Annotated in this window: 19 protein-coding genes; 9 read left to right on the top strand and 10 right to left on the bottom strand. The window is 65.8% G+C overall.

The features are described 5' to 3' along the window. Nucleotide 1: 1 nt before the first annotated feature. Nucleotides 2-1486: a hypothetical protein gene (locus tag WDN01_21560; protein MEJ0028620.1), complete on the top strand. Its 1485-nt coding sequence runs from the start codon at nucleotides 2-4 to the stop codon at nucleotides 1484-1486. Further along, complete coding sequence (locus WDN01_21555; protein ID MEJ0028619.1) at nucleotides 1479-2342, top strand: HAD hydrolase-like protein; 864 nt, start codon at nucleotides 1479-1481, stop codon at nucleotides 2340-2342. Before WDN01_21560 ends, WDN01_21555 begins: the two co-directional genes overlap by 8 nt. On the opposite strand, the gene WDN01_21550 is transcribed toward WDN01_21555, so the two are convergent. Then, nucleotides 2334-3212, bottom strand: coding sequence for an alpha/beta hydrolase (locus WDN01_21550; protein ID MEJ0028618.1), 879 nt, complete (start codon nucleotides 3210-3212; stop codon nucleotides 2334-2336). The two genes, WDN01_21555 and WDN01_21550, sit on opposite strands and share 9 nt — an antisense overlap. A 272-nt stretch (nucleotides 3213-3484) precedes the next feature. Here WDN01_21550 and WDN01_21545 point away from each other — a divergent pair, with 272 nt between their 5' ends. Beyond that, nucleotides 3485-5959 carry a TonB-dependent receptor gene (locus tag WDN01_21545; protein ID MEJ0028617.1) on the top strand — a complete coding sequence of 825 codons (2475 nt, stop codon included), beginning with the start codon at nucleotides 3485-3487 and terminating at the stop codon, nucleotides 5957-5959. Between the two features lie 79 nt (nucleotides 5960-6038). Here the strand turns inward: WDN01_21545 and WDN01_21540 are convergent, their stop codons facing one another. From WDN01_21540 to WDN01_21520, 5 genes are all read right to left on the bottom strand, one after another. Beyond that, entirely contained in the window at nucleotides 6039-6440 is a 402-nt protein-coding gene (locus WDN01_21540; protein MEJ0028616.1) for a DUF1398 family protein, read from the bottom strand. Between the two features lie 26 nt (nucleotides 6441-6466). Next, nucleotides 6467-6928, bottom strand: coding sequence for a MarR family transcriptional regulator (locus tag WDN01_21535; protein ID MEJ0028615.1), 462 nt, complete (start codon nucleotides 6926-6928; stop codon nucleotides 6467-6469). A gap of 302 nt (nucleotides 6929-7230) precedes the next feature. Then, entirely contained in the window at nucleotides 7231-8649 is a 1419-nt protein-coding gene (locus tag WDN01_21530) for an aldehyde dehydrogenase family protein (GenBank protein ID MEJ0028614.1), read from the bottom strand. Nucleotides 8650-8670: 21 nt separating this feature from the next. Beyond that, nucleotides 8671-9891 carry a thiolase family protein gene (locus tag WDN01_21525; GenBank protein ID MEJ0028613.1) on the bottom strand — a complete coding sequence of 407 codons (1221 nt, stop codon included), beginning with the start codon at nucleotides 9889-9891 and terminating at the stop codon, nucleotides 8671-8673. A gap of 247 nt (nucleotides 9892-10138) precedes the next feature. Then, on the bottom strand, nucleotides 10139-11320 hold the full coding sequence (locus tag WDN01_21520; protein ID MEJ0028612.1) for an LLM class flavin-dependent oxidoreductase: 1182 nt from the start codon (nucleotides 11318-11320) through the stop codon (nucleotides 10139-10141). A gap of 159 nt (nucleotides 11321-11479) precedes the next feature. On the opposite strand from WDN01_21520, the gene WDN01_21515 reads away from it, so the two are divergent. The 5 genes from WDN01_21515 (at nucleotide 11480) to WDN01_21495 (ending at nucleotide 16575) form a co-directional block, all read left to right on the top strand. Beyond that, nucleotides 11480-12310, top strand: coding sequence for an SDR family NAD(P)-dependent oxidoreductase (locus tag WDN01_21515; protein ID MEJ0028611.1), 831 nt, complete (start codon nucleotides 11480-11482; stop codon nucleotides 12308-12310). A gap of 16 nt (nucleotides 12311-12326) precedes the next feature. Next, nucleotides 12327-13481: an LLM class flavin-dependent oxidoreductase gene (locus tag WDN01_21510; GenBank protein MEJ0028610.1), complete on the top strand. Its 1155-nt coding sequence runs from the start codon at nucleotides 12327-12329 to the stop codon at nucleotides 13479-13481. Between the two features lie 314 nt (nucleotides 13482-13795). Next, nucleotides 13796-14755, top strand: coding sequence for an alpha/beta hydrolase fold domain-containing protein (locus WDN01_21505; GenBank protein ID MEJ0028609.1), 960 nt, complete (start codon nucleotides 13796-13798; stop codon nucleotides 14753-14755). Then, nucleotides 14755-15561, top strand: a complete 807-nt coding sequence (locus WDN01_21500) for a CmcJ/NvfI family oxidoreductase (GenBank protein MEJ0028608.1) — start codon at nucleotides 14755-14757, stop codon at nucleotides 15559-15561. The genes WDN01_21505 and WDN01_21500 overlap by 1 nt, the downstream gene beginning before the upstream one ends. A 273-nt stretch (nucleotides 15562-15834) precedes the next feature. Next, complete coding sequence (locus tag WDN01_21495; protein MEJ0028607.1) at nucleotides 15835-16575, top strand: DUF3800 domain-containing protein; 741 nt, start codon at nucleotides 15835-15837, stop codon at nucleotides 16573-16575. Between the two features lie 368 nt (nucleotides 16576-16943). Here the strand turns inward: WDN01_21495 and WDN01_21490 are convergent, their stop codons facing one another. Both WDN01_21490 and WDN01_21485 read right to left on the bottom strand, forming a co-directional pair. Continuing rightward, complete coding sequence (locus tag WDN01_21490; protein MEJ0028606.1) at nucleotides 16944-17960, bottom strand: NAD(P)-dependent alcohol dehydrogenase; 1017 nt, start codon at nucleotides 17958-17960, stop codon at nucleotides 16944-16946. A gap of 12 nt (nucleotides 17961-17972) precedes the next feature. Next, nucleotides 17973-18968, bottom strand: a complete 996-nt coding sequence (locus WDN01_21485; GenBank protein MEJ0028605.1) for a helix-turn-helix domain-containing protein — start codon at nucleotides 18966-18968, stop codon at nucleotides 17973-17975. 385 nt (nucleotides 18969-19353) lie between these two features. Here WDN01_21485 and WDN01_21480 point away from each other — a divergent pair, with 385 nt between their 5' ends. Continuing rightward, nucleotides 19354-19719, top strand: coding sequence for a hypothetical protein (locus WDN01_21480; protein MEJ0028604.1), 366 nt, complete (start codon nucleotides 19354-19356; stop codon nucleotides 19717-19719). A gap of 17 nt (nucleotides 19720-19736) precedes the next feature. Here WDN01_21480 and WDN01_21475 read toward each other — a convergent pair whose 3' ends face one another. Continuing rightward, nucleotides 19737-20447, bottom strand: a complete 711-nt coding sequence (locus WDN01_21475) for an alpha/beta fold hydrolase (GenBank protein ID MEJ0028603.1) — start codon at nucleotides 20445-20447, stop codon at nucleotides 19737-19739. A 17-nt stretch (nucleotides 20448-20464) separates the two neighbouring features. Further along, complete coding sequence (locus WDN01_21470) at nucleotides 20465-21496, bottom strand: uroporphyrinogen decarboxylase family protein (GenBank protein ID MEJ0028602.1); 1032 nt, start codon at nucleotides 21494-21496, stop codon at nucleotides 20465-20467. Nucleotides 21497-21540: the final 44 nt, after the last annotated feature.

The raw sequence follows: 21540 nt of genomic DNA, 5'->3' as shown, positions 1-21540 counted from the left end.
TATGGCGAAGATCGATCTCGTCGACATCTCGATCCGCGACGGCAATCAGAGCCTGTGGGGCGCCACCGGGCTGAACACCGCGCAGATCGTGCAGATCGCGCCGGTGATGGACCGGGTCGGCTTCCGCGCCCTCGATTTCAACTCGTCCACCCATATGGCGATGGCGGTCCGCTACAAGCAGGAGAACCCCTGGGACCTCATCCGCCTCACCCACGCCGCGGCGCCGAACACGCCGCTGCAATACATCACGACGGGCTTCCGCTTCATCTCCTGGGAGACCGCCGATCCGGATTTCATGCGGCTGGTCTACCGCTCCATCGCCAGGGCCGGGGTCGGGCGCGTCATCGTGCTCGATCCGATGCACGATCTGGGCGGGCTGCTCACCTCGGCGCAGATGGCGAAGGAGGAAGGCGTCGCCGACGTCATGGCGGCGCTGACCTATACGGTGAGCGCGGTGCATGACGACGCGTTCTATGCCGGCATCGCGCGCGCGGCGGCGGAGTGTCCGTATGTCGACCGCGTCTATATCAAGGACCCGGCGGGCATCCTGATGCCGGACCGGGCGCGGACGCTGGTGCCGGCGGTCAAGGCGGTGATGGGCGACAAGCCGCTCGAAATCCACGCGCATTGCACGATCGGGCTGGCGCCGCTCGCTTACATGGTGGCCGCCGAGCTGGGCGTCGACGCGGTGCATACCGGCGCCGGCGCGCTGGCGAACGGCACCTCGCTGCCCTCGGCGTCGCGCATGGCGGGCAATCTGCGCGAGATGGGCCACAGCGTCGACATCGACGACCGCTCGCTGGCGCTGGTCGAGAGCTATTTCACGCGCCTCGCGGACGCCGAGGGCCTGCCCAAGGGCGCGCCGCAGGAATTCGACGCGGCCTATCTGCGCCACCAGATGCCGGGCGGGGCGCTCACCACGCTCGCGCGCCAGCTCCAGGAGCTGGGCCAGGAGGACCGTCTCGCGGCCGTCATCGAAGAGGTGCCGCGGGTGCGCGCCGAGCTCGGCTATCCGATCATGGTGACGCCCTTCCCGCAGATCGTCAGCACCCAGGCGCTGTTCAACGTCATCGGCGCCGGGCGCTATGCCAATGTGTCCGACCAGGTGATCCGCTACGTGCTCGGCAAGTTCGGGCGGCCGACCGCGCCGGTGGACGCCAACGTCCTCGACGCGATCCTGAGCAAGCCGCGGGCGAAGGAATTGATGGCCGAGGCGCCGGCGCTCAACCCGAAGGAGTTGCGCAAGCGGTTCGGCCCGCGCATGACGGACGAGGAGCTGCTCTTGCGCGCCGTGATGCCCGAGGACCAGGTCGATGCGATGCTGGCCAGGGGACCTGCGAAGCTGGGCTACAATCCCGATACGCGCGGGCTCATGGAGCTGCTGCGCGACGTCGCCGCCAGAAGCGACGTCTCCGAGCTCGACGTCGAGAAGCCCGGCCTCAAGATATCGCTGCGCGCGCAAAGACCGGTGGCGGCGCATGGCTGAGAGCAAGAGCAATGGCGCGCGGATCGCGGCGCGCCTGACGCGCACCAGGGGCTTCGTGCTCGACATGGACGGCACGCTGGTGCTCGGCGACAAGCGCAACAAGGGCCTTCGCGCCCTGCCCGGCGCGGTGGATTTCATCGCCCATCTGGAAGCACGCGGCACGCCCTATATGCTGTTCACCAACGGCACGGTGCGGCCGCCCGCCGCCTATGTCGGCGAATTGAAGCATGCCGGCTTCGACGTGGCGGCCGCGCGCATCATGACGCCGTCCACCGTGGCGGCGCGGTATTTCCTCGCCAAGGGCTACAAGCGGATCCTGGTGCTGGGCGGCGAGGGCGTGAGCGGCCCGCTCGCCGACGCCGGCCTCGAGATCGTCCGTCCGCCGGAGCGCGAGAACATCGACGCGGTCTATGCCGGCTGGTTCCGCGAGTTCGGCATGGCGGATATCGAAGCGGCCTGCGAGGCGGTGTGGCGCGGCGCCAAACCGTTCGCCGCCTCGCTGGTGCCCTATTTCGCCTCGGCCGAGGGACGCACGCTCGGCACCTCCGCCGCCATCGCCGGCGCCATCGACAAGATCACCGGTTCGCGCACGCGCGCTCTGGGCAAGCCGGCGAAGGAAGCGATGCGCGCCGCGGCGCAGCGCCTGGGCGCCGCGGCGAAGGACATCTGCGTGATCGGCGACGATCCCCATCTGGAGACCTTGATGGCGGCCCGCGACGGCGCGCTCGCCATCGGCGTCACCACCGGCGTCGCCAAAGAAGCCGACTACGCCGCCATGCCGAAGCCCCGGCGCGCCCATCACGTGGCGGAGAATATCGGCGCCGTGCTCGATCTGTGGCGCGCGCATTCACGCTGAGACGGCGCGGCGGATCTCGTCGCGCAGCCGGTCCGGATGCTCCATCGGCAGGAAATGACTGGCGCCCTCGATCGCGACCGCCCGCGTCTTGGCCTGGCGGCGCGCGAATTCCTCGAGGACGTATGGCGTCGTCGCGGAGCCCACCGTGCCCGACAGGATGGTGACGGGACTCTCGATCCGGCTTCCGAGCGCCGCGATGCGAAAGGGATAGGTCGCGTAGCTCGCCGCCTCCCATTTGGGATCGCAGGCAAGGCGGAACGCATCGCCCTCGGCAAGCAGCCCGCCGGCCACATAGTCGGCCACCATCTCCGCCGGCCAGGTCCGGAACGCGCCGCGGCCGGTGAAACTCTTGATCGCGTCCGCGCGCGACTTGAATTGCGCCCTGCGCTTGAGGGCCATGGCGTAGAGCGGATTGGCCTTCTCGGGCCGGCCCCGAAGCCGCGCCAGCACCGCGCGGAGCGCGACCCGGTCGCTCGCCATGACCGGTTCGGCAAGAACGAGCGCCTTGGCGATGTCCTTGCGCGCCGCCGCCGCCATCAAAGCCGTGCTCGCGCCGAGCGAATGGCCGGCCAGGACGTCGGGCCGGACCGATGCCGCGTCCAGGAAGCCCAGAAGGTCGTCGCGAAACACGCGCCAGCCCGCCGCGAGCCGCGAATCGCTCGGCAGAGTCGTCTCGCCATGGCCGCGCATATCCAAGGCGATCACCCGGAATTCGCCGGCGAGCGGTTCGAGCAGACTCATATAAGTCGCCGCGTTGAATCCGTTCGCATGTGCGAAAACCAAAACCGGTGCGCCGGCCGACGCTTGCCATTCTAAAAAGGAAATATCGCCATTCTTTAAGCGAACAGTCCGGCGTGTCGGTGTTGTCATGCGAGCGGAGCCATTCCAGAATTGGCAGGTAGGAGAAACACCAGCGGTCAACGCCGGCGGTCGATGTGGCAGGGATGCTACAATGGCGCGAAACTTCCTGTCCCATTTCATGCCCACCGCAGCAAAGCATGTGTGCGGCAGGCGATTTCTGCTAATTAGTTAGCAATTCATACAAATCGCGCCAAGCATCACCTTAGGCGCGACACGAGCGGGAGGGTTCGCGAATGTCTGATCACCATGCACTTCGTCATACGCGTCGTTTGAAAGCCATATTGCTGTCGTCGGCCGTCATCGGAATCGGTCTTTGGGCCGACGCCGCGCAAGCCCAGCAGATCGAAACCGTCATCGTGACCGCCGAGAAGCGGTCCGAGAACGTCCAGAACGTGCCCATCGCGATCACCGCGTTCAGCGGCTCCGCCATCCAGGAAAAGGGCATCGGCGACCTGCACGGCCTTTCCAACCTGACCCCGAACGTCAACCTCGACTCGGGCGCGCCGTTCTCCGGCGACAGTTCGGTCCTCTCGGCCTCGATCCGCGGCATCGGCCAGGACGATTTCGCGTTCAACCTCGATCCCGGCGTCGGCGTCTATGTCGACGGCGTCTATCTCGCCCGCACCATCGGCGCCAATGTCGACCTGCTCGACGTGGAGCGCATCGAGGTGCTGAAGGGGCCGCAGGGCACGCTGTTCGGCCGAAACACGATCGGCGGCGCGATCTCCATCGTGACGCGCGATCCCGGCGACAAGTTCACGATCCAGGCGCAGGCGACCACCGGCTCGTTCAACCGGCGCGACATCGCGCTGACGGCGGATATCCCGATCTCGGACAGCGTGCGCACCTCGATCACCTTCCAGTCGGTCCAGCGCGACGGCTATCAGCGCGTGGTCCCCTACAACAACGTGCACAATTACATCTTCGATCCGATCTCGCCGGACGTCGCGACGCCCTTCGAGTTCAACAACCGTCTCGGCGGCCAGAACCACCAGACCATCCGCGGCAAGGTGGTATGGGACATCAATTCGAACTTCACCGCGACGATGACCGCCGATTGGACCCATCAGGACCAGTCGTCGATCCCGAACACCGTGCTCCAGGTCTTCCCCTTCACGCCGAACGCGGCCGGCAGCATCGCCGGCCTCTACACGGCCTGCCTTGCCGGCGCCACGATCGGCCAGCTCTGCAATCTGCCGCGCGCCAACGGCTTCCCGCCCGGACCGGGCCTGCCGGCGCTCAACACCGTGCCGAACCTGGTGCCGATCAATCCGGAAACGACGATGGCGCAGCTCGCGACCGGCAGCATCGACACGACCTACGCCAACGGCATCAACTACGCGAAATATGATTCCGAGGGCGCCGGCATCACCCTGGCCTACGATCTCGGCAACGACATGACGCTGAAGTCGATCACCGGCTATCGCCACATCACGTGGAACATCGGCGAAGACCTCGACGGTTCGGCCGACCATGGCGACCTGCTCGAAGTCAGCGACAAGCAGCAGCAGCAGCAGTTCACCCAGGAGCTCCAGCTCGTCGGCACGGCGTTCGACCAGCGGCTGAGCTATGTCGCCGGCCTCTATTACTTCTACGAGGACGGCTTCGTGCACGATTGGGTGCCGTTCGACGGCGGCCTGCTCGCGGTCGAGGACAGCGGCCTCAATCTCATGCGCACGTCGAGCGAGGCGATCTACGGCCACCTGGACTACAAGCTCACCGACGAGATCGGCCTCACCTTCGGCGCCCGCTACTCCATCGAGAACAAGCATTTCGTCGGCGGGCAGCAGGATCTGAACGGCCTGTCCTACAAGGCGTCGGGCTGCTATCCGCCGGACATGCCCAACAATCTGGGCGCGCCGGCCTTCCTGACCTGCCAGCAGGTGCTGGGCTTCCCGGACCCGGCCCATCCGTTCAAGTACTTCCCGGCCGGCGGCGACCAGCAGGAATTCGACGAGTTCACCCCGACCGCGGGCATCCAGTATCACGTGAACGAAGACGTGATGGCCTATGCGTCCTGGTCGAAGGGCTTCAAGTCCGGCGGCTGGACGACCCGTCTGTCGGATCCCATCGACGATCCGGCGCTCGCCCGGTTCAAGCCCGAAAAGGCCCAGACCTACGAGCTCGGCGTCAAGGCGGAATGGTTCGATTCGACGCTGCAGACCAACGCCGCGTTGTTCTACACCGACTATCAGAACATCCAGCTCAATGAGCAGGTCGGCGCCTCGCCGGTGCTCAAGAACCTCGGCGACGCCAACATCCTCGGCGGCGAACTCGAGGCGCAGGCGATCTTCGACTACGGCTTCTCCGCCCATGCCGGCGTCGGCTATATCGACGCCTATTACTACCACCTCGATCCGAGCGTGCATCCCGCCACGCCCGATCCCTTCAGCGACATCACGCTGCAATCGAAGCTGCCCAAGACGCCGATGTGGAAGATCAACATCAATCCGGAATGGGATCACGATCTGGGCAACGGACAGTCGATCCAGGTCCAGCTCTCCTATACCCACACCTCGTCGATGTTCAACGACAGCTTGAACACCCCGCTGCTGAAGCGTCCGTCGCTGGACCTGCTCGACGCATCGGTGCGGTTCAGCTTCGCCGACGGCAAGTACGCGGTCGCGGTGGGCGGCACGAACCTCACCGACAAGCGGTACATCACGGTGGGCAGCGTGAACTACGCGGCCGGCTTCGTGGACGGCACCTACAGCCCGCCGGCGGAGTGGTACGCGCGCCTCGACATCAAGATGTAAGAGCGGGCGTTTCCTTGAGGGCACAAACGAAGACGCCGGCGGTTCGCACCGCCGGCGTTTTTGTTCGGGCGTTTCGCCGTCACGCCGGCGGCGGAAAGTATTCCGTGTAGTGGTCGGCCGCGCGGCCGCTGTAAAGCGCCCGCCGTCCGGCGATGGAGACGGTATATTCGACGCACCCCGCGGCCGCGATGCGGGCAAGGAATTGCGCATAGTCGATCCTGTTGGCCTGGCTCGCCCGCACCGCGGCGGCCACCGCCGCCGGATCGAACGCGTCCGCGAACGGTCCTTCCACCGCCTCCGCTTTCGTGACGTGCGAATCGCCGTTCGGCAGGTAGTAGGTCTTTTCGCCCCGCCTGAGGTCGGCACGGTAGCGCTCGATGCCGGCGTCCGTCAGGCGTCCGACGATCTCGGGAAACTTGCCCGTCGCGCCCCGAGACATTTCGGTGCAGTCCTCGACCAGCCGTGCGATTTCGCCGTCCATTGCAGTCTCCTTCCATGTTTGGCCGGTCAGTCGACCGGCACGCTTTCGATCTCGCGCTGCCGAACGATCTTCCTGAGGATGCGTTCGAGCGTGGCGCGCTCCGCGGGCGAGAGCGCGCCGAAGAATTCGCCGTCGTTCTCGTCCGCCAGCGCGGCGAGGCGTGGGACCAAGGCACGCCCCTTCGGCGTGAGCGCGACGTCCTGCCAGCGGCGGTCCTGCCTGGCGACGGTCCGCGAGACGAGATCCTTGGCGACGAGGCGGTCCACCAGCTTGGAGATGGCGCCCCGCGTCATCTTGAGCTCGTCGGCGACGCGGCTGGGCGTGGCGCTGTCCGCCGGATAGAGCGTGCGCAGCACGACCCATTCGGCCACCGTGACGTCCGCCGCCGCCACTTTCTGGCCGAAGGCGTGGGAGACATGGTTGGACACCATCCGCAGCCAATAGCCCAGATGGGTATCGAGCAGGCTGATCCGCGTTCCGCGCGCCATGGCGGCTCCATTGGTTTCCTAGGAAAGTAAGGGGCATCAGTTTCCTTGTCAACTATTTTCGCTCGCGGCTGACCCTGGAGCGGCCGGAGCAAAACCGGTTGGACAAAATCGGCTGGGCAAAATCGGCTGGGTTTGAATCGCCGGCTTCCAGACTGTCATTTCCGCGCAAGCGGGAATCCAGGGCAAGCGGCACCGCGCCCGGTCCCCTGGATGTCCGCCTGCGCGGGCATGACAATCAAACGATTCATGAAAAAGCCCCCGCCCTTCGACCGGGCGGAGGCTTTCGCAAAGCCGAAGAACGGTCAGGCCCGCAGCGGGACCTTGATGACCTGCGGCTCCATGTAGGAGGCGAGGCCCAGCGTGCCGATCTCGCGGCCGAGGCCCGATTCCTTGAAGCCGCCGAAGGGCATGTCCGCCTCGCTGCCGACATGGTGGTTGATCCAGACCGTGCCGGCCTCGATGCGCCGGGCGATCTGCGCGCCGCGCTCATAGTCGCTGGTCCAGACCGAGGCGGCCAGGCCGAAGCGCGTGTCGTTGGCGCGGCGCACCGCGTCGTCCACGTCGCTGTATTTCAGGATCGGCAGGACGGGGCCGAACTGCTCCTCGGCCACGATCCGCATGTCGTCGGTCGCGTCGGCGACCACGGTCGGCGCGATGAAATAGCCGGGACGGTTGAGCTGATGGCCGCCGGTGGTGATGCGGGCGCGCTTGTCGCGCCGCGTGTCCTCGATGACGTCCATCACCTTGTCGAACTGCATCTTGTTCTGCAGCGGGCCCATCTCGGACTCCGGGTCCATGCCGTCGCCGACCCGGTGGGCGCGGGCGAGCCTTGTGATGCCCTCGACCAGCGGCTCGTACAGATGGTCGGGCGCGTAGATGCGCTTGACCGCCATGCAGATCTGGCCGGCGTTGAGGAAGGCGCCGCGGAACAGGTTGGGCGTGATCTCCTCGATATTGGCGTCGTCCAGCACGATCGCCGGATCGTTGCCGCCGAGCTCCAGCGTGACGCGCTTCAGCGTGCCGGAGGCGCTCGCCATCACCCGCTTGCCGGTCGCGACCGAGCCGGTGAAGGAGACGCGGTCGACGCCGGGATGCTCCGTCATCCAGCCGCCCAGCGCATTGCCGCCGGCCACCGTGTTGAGCACGCCGGGCGGCAGGGTGGTGCGCGCCACCTCGCCCATCAGAAGGGTCGCCAGCGGCGTGTAGGGCGAGGGCTTCAGGACCATCGTGTTGCCGGCATAGAGGCCGTGCGCGATCTTGTGCGCCGCCAGGATGATCGGGAAATTCCACGGCGTGATCGCCGCGACGACGCCGAGCGGGTGATAGACCAGCTCGACCCGGTGCTTGCCGTCGTTGCGGATGATCTCGGGCTTGATCTCGAGCTTGCACATCGCTTCGAGCTCATGGGCGGCGCCGCCGATCTCCCATTTTGCCTGGCCGAGCGGCTTGCCCTGCTCGCGCGTCAGGACGGGGCCGATCTCGTCGATCCGCGCCGCGAGCCCGTGCGCGAAAGCCGCGATCGCCTCGCGCCGCTCGGCGAAGCTTTTGGCTGCCCACGGGCCGAACGCCGTGCGGGCGGAGGCGACGGCGCGGTCGAGCTGTTCGCGCGACGCATCGGGGCATTTGGCGAAAGGCTCGCCGGTCGCCGGATTGATGACGTCGAAGCTCTGCTCGCTGCTCTCGGCCTTGCCGTCGATGGTGTGCGTGTACGTGTCCGCCATGTCCGTTCCTCCCTTGTCCGCCTATGCGGCGCGTTTGCGATCCGATACTTCGATGATGGTGGCGAGCGAGGAATCGCCCGCGGCGCAGCCTTGGAACAGCCCATAGCCGCCGCCCTTCTCCACCAGCTCCTCGATCAGCTCGATGATGAGCCGCATCGCGGTGGCGCCCTGGGGATGGCCCCAGATCAGCGAGCAGCCGTAATTGTTCATCTTGGCGAGGTCGTACCCCGTCTCCCGCGCGAAGGCGATGTCGTTGACCGCGAAGGGATTGTGCGATTTCACCGCCTTCATGTCGGCGATCTTGAGATCGGCGTTCTTGAGTACCTGCTTGGTCGCGGCGACCGGCGCCAGCGGCATCCAGGTCATGTCCACCCGCCCCTGGCCGAAGCCGGCGAAGCGGATGCGGATATTGGGGTCCTTGCTGAACTCCTGCGCCTTGTCGGCCGAGGTGACGATCATGGCGCAGGTGCCGTCGGCCGGATGGGTCTGGCCGCCGAAGGTCACGGTGCCGCCCGGCGTCGACGGCTTGAGCTTGGCAAGACCTTCAGCCGAGGTCGGGAAGATGCCCTCGTCGCCTTCCATCACCGCGTCCTCGCCCTTGAAGTTCGGTTTCGGCACGGCGAAGGGCAGCGTCATGAACCTCTTGTGGAAGGCGCGGTCGTTGGCCAGCGCGTCCTGGTATTGCGCGTAGCGGCGCAGCACGACGTCGTGCTGCTCCTCGGTCGAGATCTGGTATTTCTGCGCCACGTTCTCCGCCGTCTCCAGCATGGAGTGGCCGCCGATGGCGTCGTTGGAGAAATTGTAGAGCATCGGGTCTTCGGTCTGGCCGGTGCCGCCCGGCGCCTTGGGCGCGGGATAGTAGACATGGGCGCCGTTCGAGGTGCGGTCGGTGGCGAGCACCAGCGCGACCGACGCAAGGCCGACCTGGACCTCGGACGCGCCGGCCAGGACGACGCGCGCCCCGGTCGAGCACACCTGGGTCATGGTCGGGCCGACGACATGCTTGAGCCCGATCTCGTAAAGCGGCCAGGGCGCGCCGTAGAAGGACTGGAACTGCGGCAGGGTCATGCCGAGGACGCCGAAGTCGAACACCTCCGGCGCGATGTCGCGCTTCTTGAGCTCGGCCTTCGCGACATGGGCGGCGAATTTCATGGAATGCAGATGCTGCAGCGCACCCTGCCATTTGGCGAAGGGCGACGACCAATAGGCGCCATAGGGGATTTCGACACGGTCAAAACTCATCCTGGTCTCCTTGCGCCGGATCGCGGGCGGGCGGGACACAGTATACCGGGAGCAATTCGTATGTCTCGCACACTATCGTGGCGGGGCGTCGCGGACTTCGGTCCGATCTTCCGATTTAGCGCACTCACCCTTCAGCGTGAGCACAGCACGAACCCGAGGCCGGCGGTTTAAGAACGGGGCGGATTTCCCCTGGGTCATGTAGCGGCCCGCGCCGTCCGGAGCACTCCGGACGGCGCTTTTTTTGGACTCAGCGCTCGCCCAAAGGGCCGGTGCCGGGCTTGGCCGGACTGACGGCGTTCTGGTCGGTCCAGGCCTGGATGGCCGCGCCATTGGCGGCGTCGAGCTCGGTGTGCCGGCTGATCGCATAGCGCTCCGAGGCCAGCAGGCGGCCCTGCGACGGCTGGAAGGCCGGCATGACATAGCGCGCGAACAGCTCGTAGTGCTTGCGCGTCGCTTCCCAGCTCGCGAAATCGTTCGCCACCATCAGATAGGAGCCGAAGCCGCCGGACTGTTCCTGCAGCCGCTTGATATGGGCAATCGCGTCGTCGGGCGTGCCGATGATCGCCACGCCGCCCTCGGTGAACCAGGCAAGCTGTTCCTCGAAGGTCTTGCCGCTGACCCTGAGCGTCGGCAGCGCGAGGACTTCCTGGGTGTAGCGCACGAAATGATGCAGGCCGTATTTGACGTCCTCGATGGCCTGCTTGCGGGTCTCGGCGATGTGCATGAAGCCGACGAGGCGCCACTGGTTCTGGTCGACCGTCTGGTTGTGCTTGGCGGCTTCCGCCTCGGCGCGGTCCCAGTGATGGCGCATCAGGTTCAGGTCCTCGCGCATCAGCGCGCCCAGTGAGAGGATGCCGAGGCCGTGGCGGCCCGCCAGCATCGAGCCGGCCGGCGAGGTCGAGGCGGCGACGCAGATGTCGAAATCCGAATAGGGCGCGAGCTGGCACTGCGCGTCGACCAGATTGTAGCGGTCGGTCTTCACCGTCACCGTCTTGCCCTTGAGCAGATCGAGCACGACGCCGACATCGTGATCCAGCGCCGGACGCAGCTGCTTGGGCTCCAGCCCGATCATCGTGGCGTCGGTCGGCAGCGAGCCGGGTCCGAAGCCCAGCATCACGCGGCCGCGCAGAAGGTGATCGGCGAGGATGATGCGGTCGGCGACCCAGAGCGGATTGTGATAGGGCAGCGACACCACGCCCGGCCCCAGCTTGATGTGCTTGGTCAGCGCACCGACATAGGACAGGAACTGGATCGGCTCGGCGATGATCTCGGCGCCGCCCGAATGATGCTCGCCGATCCACGCCTCGTCATAGCCGAGGTCGTCGAGCAGGCGGATCGTGTCGACGTTCCGCTGCAGCGACGAGGTCGCGTTCTGCGTCGCCGGCGCGTTGAACGGCGGCATGAAAATGCCGAAGCGAGTCTTTTTCACGGGCGTCTCCCAGGATGTTTTCGCGATGTTGGAGCGGCGCGGCAGCGCTGGCAAGGCGGCGAATTATGCTGTTCGCGGATGGGCTTATCGCAGTGCGCTGACAAGCGCGTTCGTTCCCGCGTCCTGAGTCAGGCTCGGCAAAACGACGGGAGGCGCCGGGTGAAGATTGCCGATCTGTTCAAGGTCGAGGGCTATGGCGTCGTCATCACCGGCGGCGCCAGCGGGCTCGGCCTCGGTTTCGCGGAGGCGCTGGCCGAGAACGGCGCGCGCGTGACGCTGCTCGACATCGACGCGGCGCGCATCGCGTCCGAGGTGCGGCGGCTGAAAGAGCTCGGCTATGACGTGCGCGGCGAGGTGGTCGACGTCACCGACCACAAGCGGCTGGACGAGGCCTTCGACAACGCGGCGAAAGCATACGGCAAGATCGACGTGGTGTTCGCCAATGCCGGAATCGATTCCGGCATCGGTTATCTGGATTCCTGGGTCGGCGACAGCAGAGGCCGCGTCGAAGCGGGCGCCATCGAGAACTACACCGACGAGCGCTGGGAACGCACGATAAACATCAATCTGAACGGCGTGTTCGCCACCTGCCGCGCCGCGGCGCGCCATATGCGGCCGCAGCGTTCGGGCCGCATCATCGTCACGACCTCGCTGGCGGGGCTGACGCAGGAGGCGGTGATCGGCAGCGCCTATATGGCGGCGAAGGCCGGCGCGGCGCATTTCATGCGCAACCTGGCGCTGGAGCTGGCGGCCTATGGCATCTGCGTCAACGCCATCGCCCCGGGCTTCTTCGTCACCAATATCGGCGGCGGCCACGCGCACAATCCCGAGACGCAGAAGACGGTCTCCGCGCGGGTGCCGATGCACCGCGTCGGCTGGCCGAAGGACATGGCGGGGCTGGCGCTGTTTCTGTCGTCGCCGGCCTGCGAATACATCACCGGGCAGCAGATCGTCATCGACGGCGGCTGGGGCCTCGGCGTGGCGGACTGACCAGGAGGAAGATTTCATGCACGTCGGACTTTGCACCGGCTTTGCGAATTACCGGAAAATCGACGATCGCCAGTTCATGCAGGACGAGCTTCGGCAGATCCTGCTGGGCGAGGAGCTCGGCTATGATTCGATCTGGATGACCGAGCATCATTTCGACGACTATTCGGTCAGCCCGGCGCCCTTGATGACGCTGTCCTGGCTGGCCGCCAAGACCAGGCATATGCGGCTGGGCACCGCGGTGATCGTGGCGCCGTGGCACGATCCGGTGCGGCTCGCGGAGCAGCTTTCCTGGCTCGACCATCTCTCCGGCGGGCGGCTGGTGGTCGGCCTCGGCCGCGGCCTGGCGCGGCTGGAATATGAGGGCCTGCGCATCGACCAATCGAAAGCACGCGAGCTGTTCGACGAGATCGTCTCGCTGGTCATCAACGCGCTGGAGACCGGCTTCATCGAGGGCGGCGAGATCTTCAAGCAGCCCCGCCGCGAGATCAGGCCGCGGCCTTTGCGCTCGCTCAAGGGCCGCGCCTTCGTCGCGGGCGGCACGCCGGATTCGCTGCGCGCCACGGCCAAGCTCGGCCTGCCGCGGCTGTTCCTGAACCAGCCGATGACGACGAACACCAACCGCCCGCCCTTCGGCGGCGGCAAGATCCAGGCGGGCCATGTGCCGGTGCAGGCCGACCAGGCGGAGGACCCGTGGCTGAAGGCGTGGAAGGAATTCCATCCGGACGTGCCGCCGCCGGGGCCGTTCGTCTCCAACCTCGTCTTCGTCGATGAGAGCAGGGACAAGGCTTACGAGATGGCGCGGGTCTATGCCGCGAACACCTTCCGCTCGGCGATCGAGCATTACGAGATGGCGTCGGAGCATCACGGCTCGGTCAAGGGTTATGAGGCGTACAAGGCGCTGCGCCTGAAGCCGGAGGATATCGAGGGCGCGGTGGAAGGCGTCATCCAGCAATCGGTCTATGGCACGCCGAAGGACGTGCTGAGCCGGCTGGAGGAGGTGAAGGCGCAGCGCAAGCCGCAGGGCTTCTTCCCGCATCTGTGGACCGGGGGCATGACGTATGAGGAGGTAGCGGGAAACCTCACCACTTTCGCCCGGCATTGCCTGCCCGAACTGAAAAGCTGGACCGCGGAGCCGCTCACCATCGGCGAGCCGCTGTCGAGGGCGGCGTAAATTCCAGCTTTCCTCCCCCGCTGTTGCGGGGATTTCGTCCCCCCGCTCTTGCGGGATTTCCTCCCCCGCTGTTGCGGGGGAGGTGCTGAGTGAGCGAAGCGAACGAAGCGGAGGGGGCCCGCCCCGTCGTGCCCCCTCCACCGCTTCGCAGTCCCTCCCCCGCTGTTACGGGGATTTCCTCCCCCGCTGTTGCGGGGGAGGTGCTGAGTGAGCGAAGCGAACGAAGCGGAGGGGGCCCGCCCCGTCGTGCCCCCTCCACCGCTTCGCGGTCCCCCTCCCCCGTAAACGCGGGGGAGGAAAAACAGGAGCGAGTTATGCGCGTGAACCCCTTCGACCCCGCCTTGTTCAGGCCCGACGCCGTCTCCGCCGAGACGCGCGCCTTCAACGAGACGCTCGCGGCGCAGATGAAGGGCCAGCCCAAGCCGTGGGAGCGCCCGCCGGCGCCGGACGGCAAGCCGCCCGAGCGGATGTTCGCGTCTCCGGTTTCGCCCCGCGCCCGGACGCTGACCGCGGAGATAAAGGGCCGGGCGCCGGTGTCGCTGCACGTCGTGGCGCCGGACAATCCCAAGGGCGTCTATATGCACCTGCATGGCGGCGGGCTGATCATGGGATCGGCCGCCGACCAGGACCCGATGCTGGAGCGGATCATGACCGCGACGGGGCTCGCCTGCGTCAGCGTCGAGTACCGGCTGGCGCCGGTGCATCCCTATCCGGAAGGTTGGGACGATTGCGAGACCGCGGCGCTGTGGCTTGCCAGGCATGCCAAGGCCGAGTTCGGCTCGGACTGGCTGTCGATCGGCGGCGAGTCGGCCGGCGCGACGCTCGCCGTGCCGACCCTGGTGCGGATGCGCGACAAGCACGGCTTCACCGGCTTCAAGGCGGCCAACCTGTCCTACGGCAATTACGACACCACCATGACGCCGAGCCAGAAATGGATCGGCGAGGAAAGCTTCTTCCTGCAGACCAGGGACATCCAGTTCTGCACCGAGCGCTACGCGCCCAATCCCGCCGTGCGGCGCGACCCCGACATGTCGGCGCTCTACGCCAACCTCAAGACCCTGCCGCCGGCCCTCTTCACCGTCGGCACGCTGGACGCCTTCCTGGACGATTCGCTGTTCGTCTATGCGCGCTGGATCGCGGCGGGGAACGAAGCGGAGCTGGCGGTCTATCCCGGCGGCATCCACGGCTTCAACATGTTCCCCTACACGATCGCCACCGAGGCCAATGCGCGGATCGACGCGTTCCTGAAGCGAGAGCTGGCAAGGACGGCGTGATGCCGCGAACGGTGCGCGCGCGCATCAACTACCTGGCCGCGATGGCGGAGCGGCCGCGCTATCACGCGCAGGATCATGCCCGCGACAATCTCGTTCTCGATCCGCGCGAGGTCGCGATCGAGGATTTGCGCGGCACCGGCGCGTCGCTGGCATCGGAAGGCTTCGCGCTCGTGCCGCATCGCAGCGCCGTCGCCGATTTCCGCGACGAGGCGGCGGTGGCGCGCCTCCACGGCGCGGAGATCGAAGACCTGCTGCGGCGCGAGACCGGCGCGGACCATGTGGTCGTCACCGGCAGGGGCATCCTGCGCTTCGGCGAGCGCTCGCCGTTGTCGGGCAAGCTGTTCAATTCCCGGCCGGCGCGGTTCATCCATATCGACGTCAGCGATCCGACGGCGCGCGAATTCGCCGAGCGCTCGCGGCCGGCGGGTGCACGCGTTCGCCGCTTCGCGCATTACAATGTGTGGCGGGCGATCACCCCGCCGCCGCAGGACGTGCCGCTGGCGCTGTGCGACCCGCGCAGCCTGTCGCCGGACGATCTCGTCGCGGCCGATGCGGTGTTCGACGCGCCGGGCGGCGCGCCGGAATGGTCGTTCGAAGGATTGCTGGTGCGGCACAATCCGCGCCATCGCTGGTGCTATTTCGCCGGCATGACGCGCGACGAGGCTCTGATCTTCAAGACCAATGACGGCGACCCGGCCGCGCCGCATCACGTCCCGCATTCGGCGTTCGACGATCCCTCCTGCCCGAACGGCGTCGAGCCGCGCGCGAGCATCGAGATGCGGGCGGTGGCATACTGGCTGGGATAACCTTTCCCGCACAGCGGGAGGCAATGGTCAGGTCCCCGCTGTGATGATTTGGATAGCGTTAACGCAAGATCGAAAGGTCCATTGGCTATGAATTTTCAAGGGCTTGACGTTGCCGTCAGCACAAACGTCTGGATTATCAATGGCTTAATGCGAGCACGGTTGCTTTTTTAATAGTTAGCCGTTATATAGCAAGTGCGGTTGGGAGAGCTGCCGTAGCAACTCGTTGAAACCTCGTGTTTCACCCGGCCGCCTTTTCTTTTTCATGACAGCCCCATGCACATCCTTTATCTCGACGATTCCGGGTCAGTAAAGAACCCCGACGACAGACACATTATCCTCGCCGGCGTTAGCGTCTTTGAGCGTATGCCTCATTGGCTCTCGCGCGCGCTCGAAAATCTCGCAAAAGATGTGTTTCCTTCTGAATATGAAAATGTGGAATTTCGCGGGGTCGACATATTTGCAGGTCGCAAACAGTGGCGCGATCTCAAGAAGGACCGTCGGCGCGAAATCTATATCGAAGCCTTAAATCTTCTCGCCCGTTCTGCACACGTGAGGCTCTTCGGGGCGGCTATTCATAAGGCCGCAATCTCGCCAAATGATCCGATGGAATACGCGTTCGAACAAATCTGCAATAGGTTCGATTTGTCCCTAACTCGGCTGTTTAGGGCAGGAGATATTCAGCGCGGGCTGCTCGTTTTGGACAAGTCGTCATACGAAACCTCCCTTCAAGCCCTGGCCCTGGGCTTCAGAAAAGCCGGACATCGCTGGGGCAAGCTTCACAATTTGTCTGAAGTCCCGTTATTTGTCGATTCGCGCGCATCGCGGATGATCCAATTTTCAGATTTGGTGGCATATGCGCTTCGCCGCTACTTCGAAAAGGGTGACGCGACATACATCGATATCCTTGCCCCAAAATTCGATGCCGTTGGAGGGGTCATTCATGGACTTCTTCACTATGCGCCAGTTGGGTCAGGCTGCAACTGCATCTCTTGTCGGCAACGCAGGATCCACTAGCCACTCCCCGTTCGCCAACGGCGCCCCGAACCGGAGAGGAGGATTCAAATAAATCTTACGCAACAGAGTATCGTTCGCGGTAATACAGCACGGCCACCCCTGCGCCCATCCCCACTCGGGACTGACAAAAGACTTACATGTCAAATCCTTGGCGCGCGTCGATGGAGGATAACTCCGTCTACGGATTTATTCGCGGCCGCCCCTTGAACCGAGTCGGTCTACGCACCAAATCACGCAAATCCCGACACCTGTATCCGGATCGCAACGCTCCGCCGCCGGAGAAGCGCCTGTCCACGCGCATTTGCACGGCCGTTCAATGACTTCGGCTCCTTCCGCGCGATTCGAACCGCCTTTCGGCTTCGAATGGTTCAGACCCGGATCACGACCTTGCCGAAATGCCTGGCTTCCATCTGGTATTTGTAGGCCGAATCCGCGTCCTCGAAGGCGAAAGTCTTGTCGATGATCGGCTTGATCGCGTTCACCGTCATCGCGGCCAGCATGTCCTCGAACATCACGCGGTTGCCGACGAAGATGCCGTGCAGGCTGGCGCCGCGGAACATCAAGCCGTGCGGCGACGTGTCGCCGCCCTGCGCGTTCGTCAGCACGCCGATCAGCGAGACCTTGCCGCCATAGCCGATGCTTGCCATCGAGCGCGCCAGCGTGCCGTTGCCGCCGACCTCGATCACGCAATCGACGCCTTTGCCGCCGGTGAGCCGCATCACTTCCCTGTCCCAGTCGGGATGGGTCTTGTAGTTGATGACGTCGGAGGCGCCATGGGCCCTGGCACGCTCGAGCTTCTCGTCATGCGAAGAGGTTGCGATGACCCGAGCCCCGGCGGCGCGGGCGAATTGCAGCGCGAACATCGACACGCCGCCCGTGCCGAGCACCAGCACGCTGTCGCCCGGCCGGATCGGATTGCCGGCGACCATCAGGCCGTGCCACGCCGTCACCGCGGCGCAGGCGAGCGACGCACCTTCCTCGAAGCTCATCCAGGACGGCAGCGCGACGAGGCCGTCCTCGTGCAGCACGATCTGCTCCGCCAGCACGCCGTCGACCGGCGCGGCGCCGAGCGCGCGGCTGGGCCGCGGCTTGCCCTCGATCCAGACCTGGAAAAAGGTCGGCGCGACGCGGTCGCCGGGCTTGAAGCGGGTGACGCCCTCTCCTACCGCCAGGACCTCGCCGGCCCCGTCGGACAAGGGAATGACGGGCTTGGCGGCGGGCGGGCCGGGGTAGACGCCCTGGACCACGGCAAGGTCGCGGAAATTCAGCGACGCCGCGCGAATGCGCACCAGAACCTGACGCGGCCCGGGCACGGGATCGGCCCTCTCGACCAGGGTCAGGCCCGACAGATCCTTCGCCCCGTGAGCGACTTCATATACACGCATGATGCTTGCCGATCAGGCCTCAACGAGCCGCGGCGACCGGTCGGTGTGGCTCGCATCGGATCGGATGCGGCTGTTGCGATAGTCGCGCGGGTTGGTGCCGTAGTGGTTGCGAAACACGCGCGCGAAGTGGGTGGCGTTGTTGAAGCCCCATCCGAAAGCGATCTCGGTGATGGTACGCTGGCGCCACAGGACATCGGCGAGCTGGCGGCCGCACTCTTCGAGGCGGCGGCGCAGGACATAGTCGGACACGGTCTCGACGTCGCGGGAGAACATGATGTGCAGGTAGCGCGGCGAGATGCCGAACGCGGCCGCGACGGAGCGCACGCTGAGCTCCGGATTGCGCAGATTGGCCTCGATATAGCGCTTGATCTGGACGCGGCGGGCGCCGATGACGGCCGCCTCGGCGACCGCGCCGCCCTTGATCTGCGCGCAGGACGTCGCGAACATGTCGAGCAGGCTGTCGGCGATGCGCGAGCCGAGCTCGTCCGGAATGCCTTCCTGAACCTGGTCCCAGACGCTGCGCAGCATGAGCGAGGTGGTGCGCGAGAGGCCCTGGCTGCCCGACAGCTTCACGCCGACCATCGCCTCGGGCGTCGGAAGATGGCGCTTCAATTCGTCCTCGTCGACGATCAAGACCAGCGTGCTGCAATCGTCGTCATAGGTGAGCGTATAGGGCAGCGTGCTGTCGCTGAGCACCAGATCGCCCTCGTCCAGCGACGCGTCGTGGCCGTCCTGCCGGATCATCAGCCGGCCGCGCATCTGGACGTGGAGAAAGTAGCGATGCTCGTCGAGCTTCGCCGCCTGTCCCCTGGACCGGCGCACCGTAGCGGCGCGCGACGTCGCGTTGGCCAGTCTCAGGCGTCCGAAATTCGCGCAATGCACTTCGGCGTCGAACTCGCTGCCGACCGCGGGGCGGGTTTCCAGCGGCGCGAAGACGTCGCTGATGATGTCGTTCCAGTAGGAAACCTTCGCCGGCGACGGCAAACCATGCGTCGAGTATGTGAGCACGCAAGACCTCCCGATATGATTTTTATTTTGCGGCAGGATAGCAATTAATTTGGACTGCATACAATCGGCAGAACGCAACAGCGTGAATTTCTTCGCAGCCTTTCCGCGAAGCACGGCCGGTCCCCGCAATTGGGAGCGCTATGTTTCAGGATGTCCAGTAACTAGTAGAAATAATACCAGTATTCCTGTCTCTTGGGATGAATTCGCGGCGTTCGACTTGGCGATTCTTGTGCGATGCACCAAACGCGGAGCCGTCGCGATATCTCCGGCAGCACAGAGTCGGTGCGCCCGCGAAACCGCCGGGCGCCGTATTAAAAGGTAAAAGGCGAGGCGGTAAGATTTGGCTTCGGCGGTCCGTCGAGCGGCCGTCATCAGGGAGGGAAACATGAAAACGACATTGGCGCTGGCGGCTGCCGCATTTCTCGCATTGGCATCCGGCGCGCAGGCTGGAGACCTCTCCGGCTATTTCGGCAACACCGTGTCCTGCAAATACGCCGATGGCGACGTGACGAAAATCTATGTCGCCCAGGACGGCACGTTCAGCGTGACTCCGACCGGTCATCCGCAAAGCACGGGGACCTGGAAGGACGACGGATCGACGATCTGCTACACGCAAACCGACCCCGCGCCCGACGCGAACATGAAGCCGGTCTGCAATTCCTCGCAGCCGAGGGCTGTCGGCGATTCCTGGTCGGTGACCGATCCGTTCGGCGGAACGTGCACGGCGACCCTCGTGGCGGGGAAGCAGTAGGTCGCGCGCGGCACGTTCTAATGCGACAGCCATTCGCGCAGGGCGGCCGTCACGGCGTCCGGCTGCTCCATCGCGACCATGTGGCCGCAGCGTTCGAGAACGACTAGCCGTGCACCCGGGATGAGCGCCGCCATGGCGCGATGCGTGTCGACGGTACGCAGGCTGTCCTCGCGGCCGGCGCAGACCAGCGTCGGACATCCGATGCGGGGCAGCAGGCCGGAGAAGTCCGGACGCGTAAGGCCAGCCCGGACATGCGCGGCGAGCTGATCCAGCGAATGGCGCGCGATCATCGCCGCCACGGCGGACAGCAGCGGCGCATCGCCGAGGCGTTGGGGCGCGACCATGCCTCTCGCCCATTCGGCCGCCCAGGCCGCGATCCCGATTGCGCGGGCCCGCGCGAGCATGGCGTCGTGCTGCGCGGCCTCGGCGTCGCGCGCCGGGGCGTCGGCAGGACCGCGATAGTCGGTGGCGAAGAGCGCCAGGCGCCGCACCCGGCCGGGCGCGCGGCGTACGATCTCCTGCGCCACCCGTCCGCCCATCGAATGACCGGCGAGGTCGAAGATATCCGGCGCGTCGCGCAGGACCCCCTCGGCCATCGTCTCGATGGTGTCGGCGAGGCCGTAGTGAGGCACACGCGTCACGCGGATCTCGGCGAGCGCGGCCGTCTGGGCGCCCCAGAACGCCGCGTCGCTCAGCATCCCCGGCAATAGCAGGAGGTCCGGTTTCATCGACGGGATCGGTGCGACTATCCCGCGATCTTCTGCCGGACGATCCGAGCGCCGTCCGCCATCGCCTTCATCTTGCCGAACGCGACCGCGCGCGGCAGGTATTTGAGACCGCAATCCGGCGCGACCACAATGCGCTTCGCATCGACGTAAGGCAGAGCGCGCTCGATGCGTTCGGCCACGATCTCGGGCGTCTCGATCTCGTGCGTCGACAGGTCGAGCGTGCCCAGGATGATCGTCTTGTCGGGCAGGGTCTTCAGCACGGAACAGTCGAGATGGGATTGCGCGGTCTCGACGGAGATCTGCTTGGCCGTGGTGTGCTCGAACTCGGGCAGGAAGGAATAGCCGGTCGGCCGCTCATGGATGATCGCGGCATAGCCGAAGCAGATGTGCACCGCCGTCGTGCCCGTCACGCCGTCGAGCGCGCGGTTCAGCGCCGCAACGCCGAACTGCCGCGCCTTGTCGGGCCGCGCCTGCATATAGGGCTCGTCGATCTGCACCACATCGGCGCCGGCGGCGAAGAGGTCCTTGATCTCCTCGTTCACGGCGGCGGCGTAGTCCAGCGCCATCTCCTCCTCGCTCTTGTAGAAATCGTTCTGCGCCTGCTGCGCCATCGTGAAGGGGCCGGGCACGGTCATCTTCACCGGTTTGGCGGTCTGCGATTTGAGGAATTTCAGATCCCGCACCTCGACCGGGCCGCGGCGGCGGATCTTGCCGACGACGCGCGGAACCGGATTGGGATGGCCGCTTCGGTCCAGCGCGGTGCCCGGATTGTCCAGATCGACGCCGTCAAGCTCGGTCGCGAAACGGTTGGAATAGCTCTCGCGGCGGATTTCGCCGTCGGTGATGATGTCGAGGCCGGCACGCTCCTGGTCCAGGATCGCGAGCCGCGTCGCGTCGTCCTGCGCCTCTTCGAGCCATTGCGGATCGATCCGCCACAACTCGCCGGCGCGCACGCGCGGCGGAAAACGCTTGGCCAGCTTGGAGCGGTCCAGCAGCCAGTCCGGCTGTGCGTAGGAACCGACAAGGCTCGTCGGGAAAAGCGGAAGCATGACTGCGGCCCTTTTTGCTTGGTGGCTTGCCCGGGAAGGCATGG

It is taken from the genome of Rhizomicrobium sp. (assembly GCA_037200985.1).
Taxonomy (GTDB): domain Bacteria; phylum Pseudomonadota; class Alphaproteobacteria; order Micropepsales; family Micropepsaceae; genus Rhizomicrobium.
The sequence above is the reverse complement of the archived record's forward strand: the minus strand, read 5'-3'. Positions and strand labels throughout refer to the sequence as shown.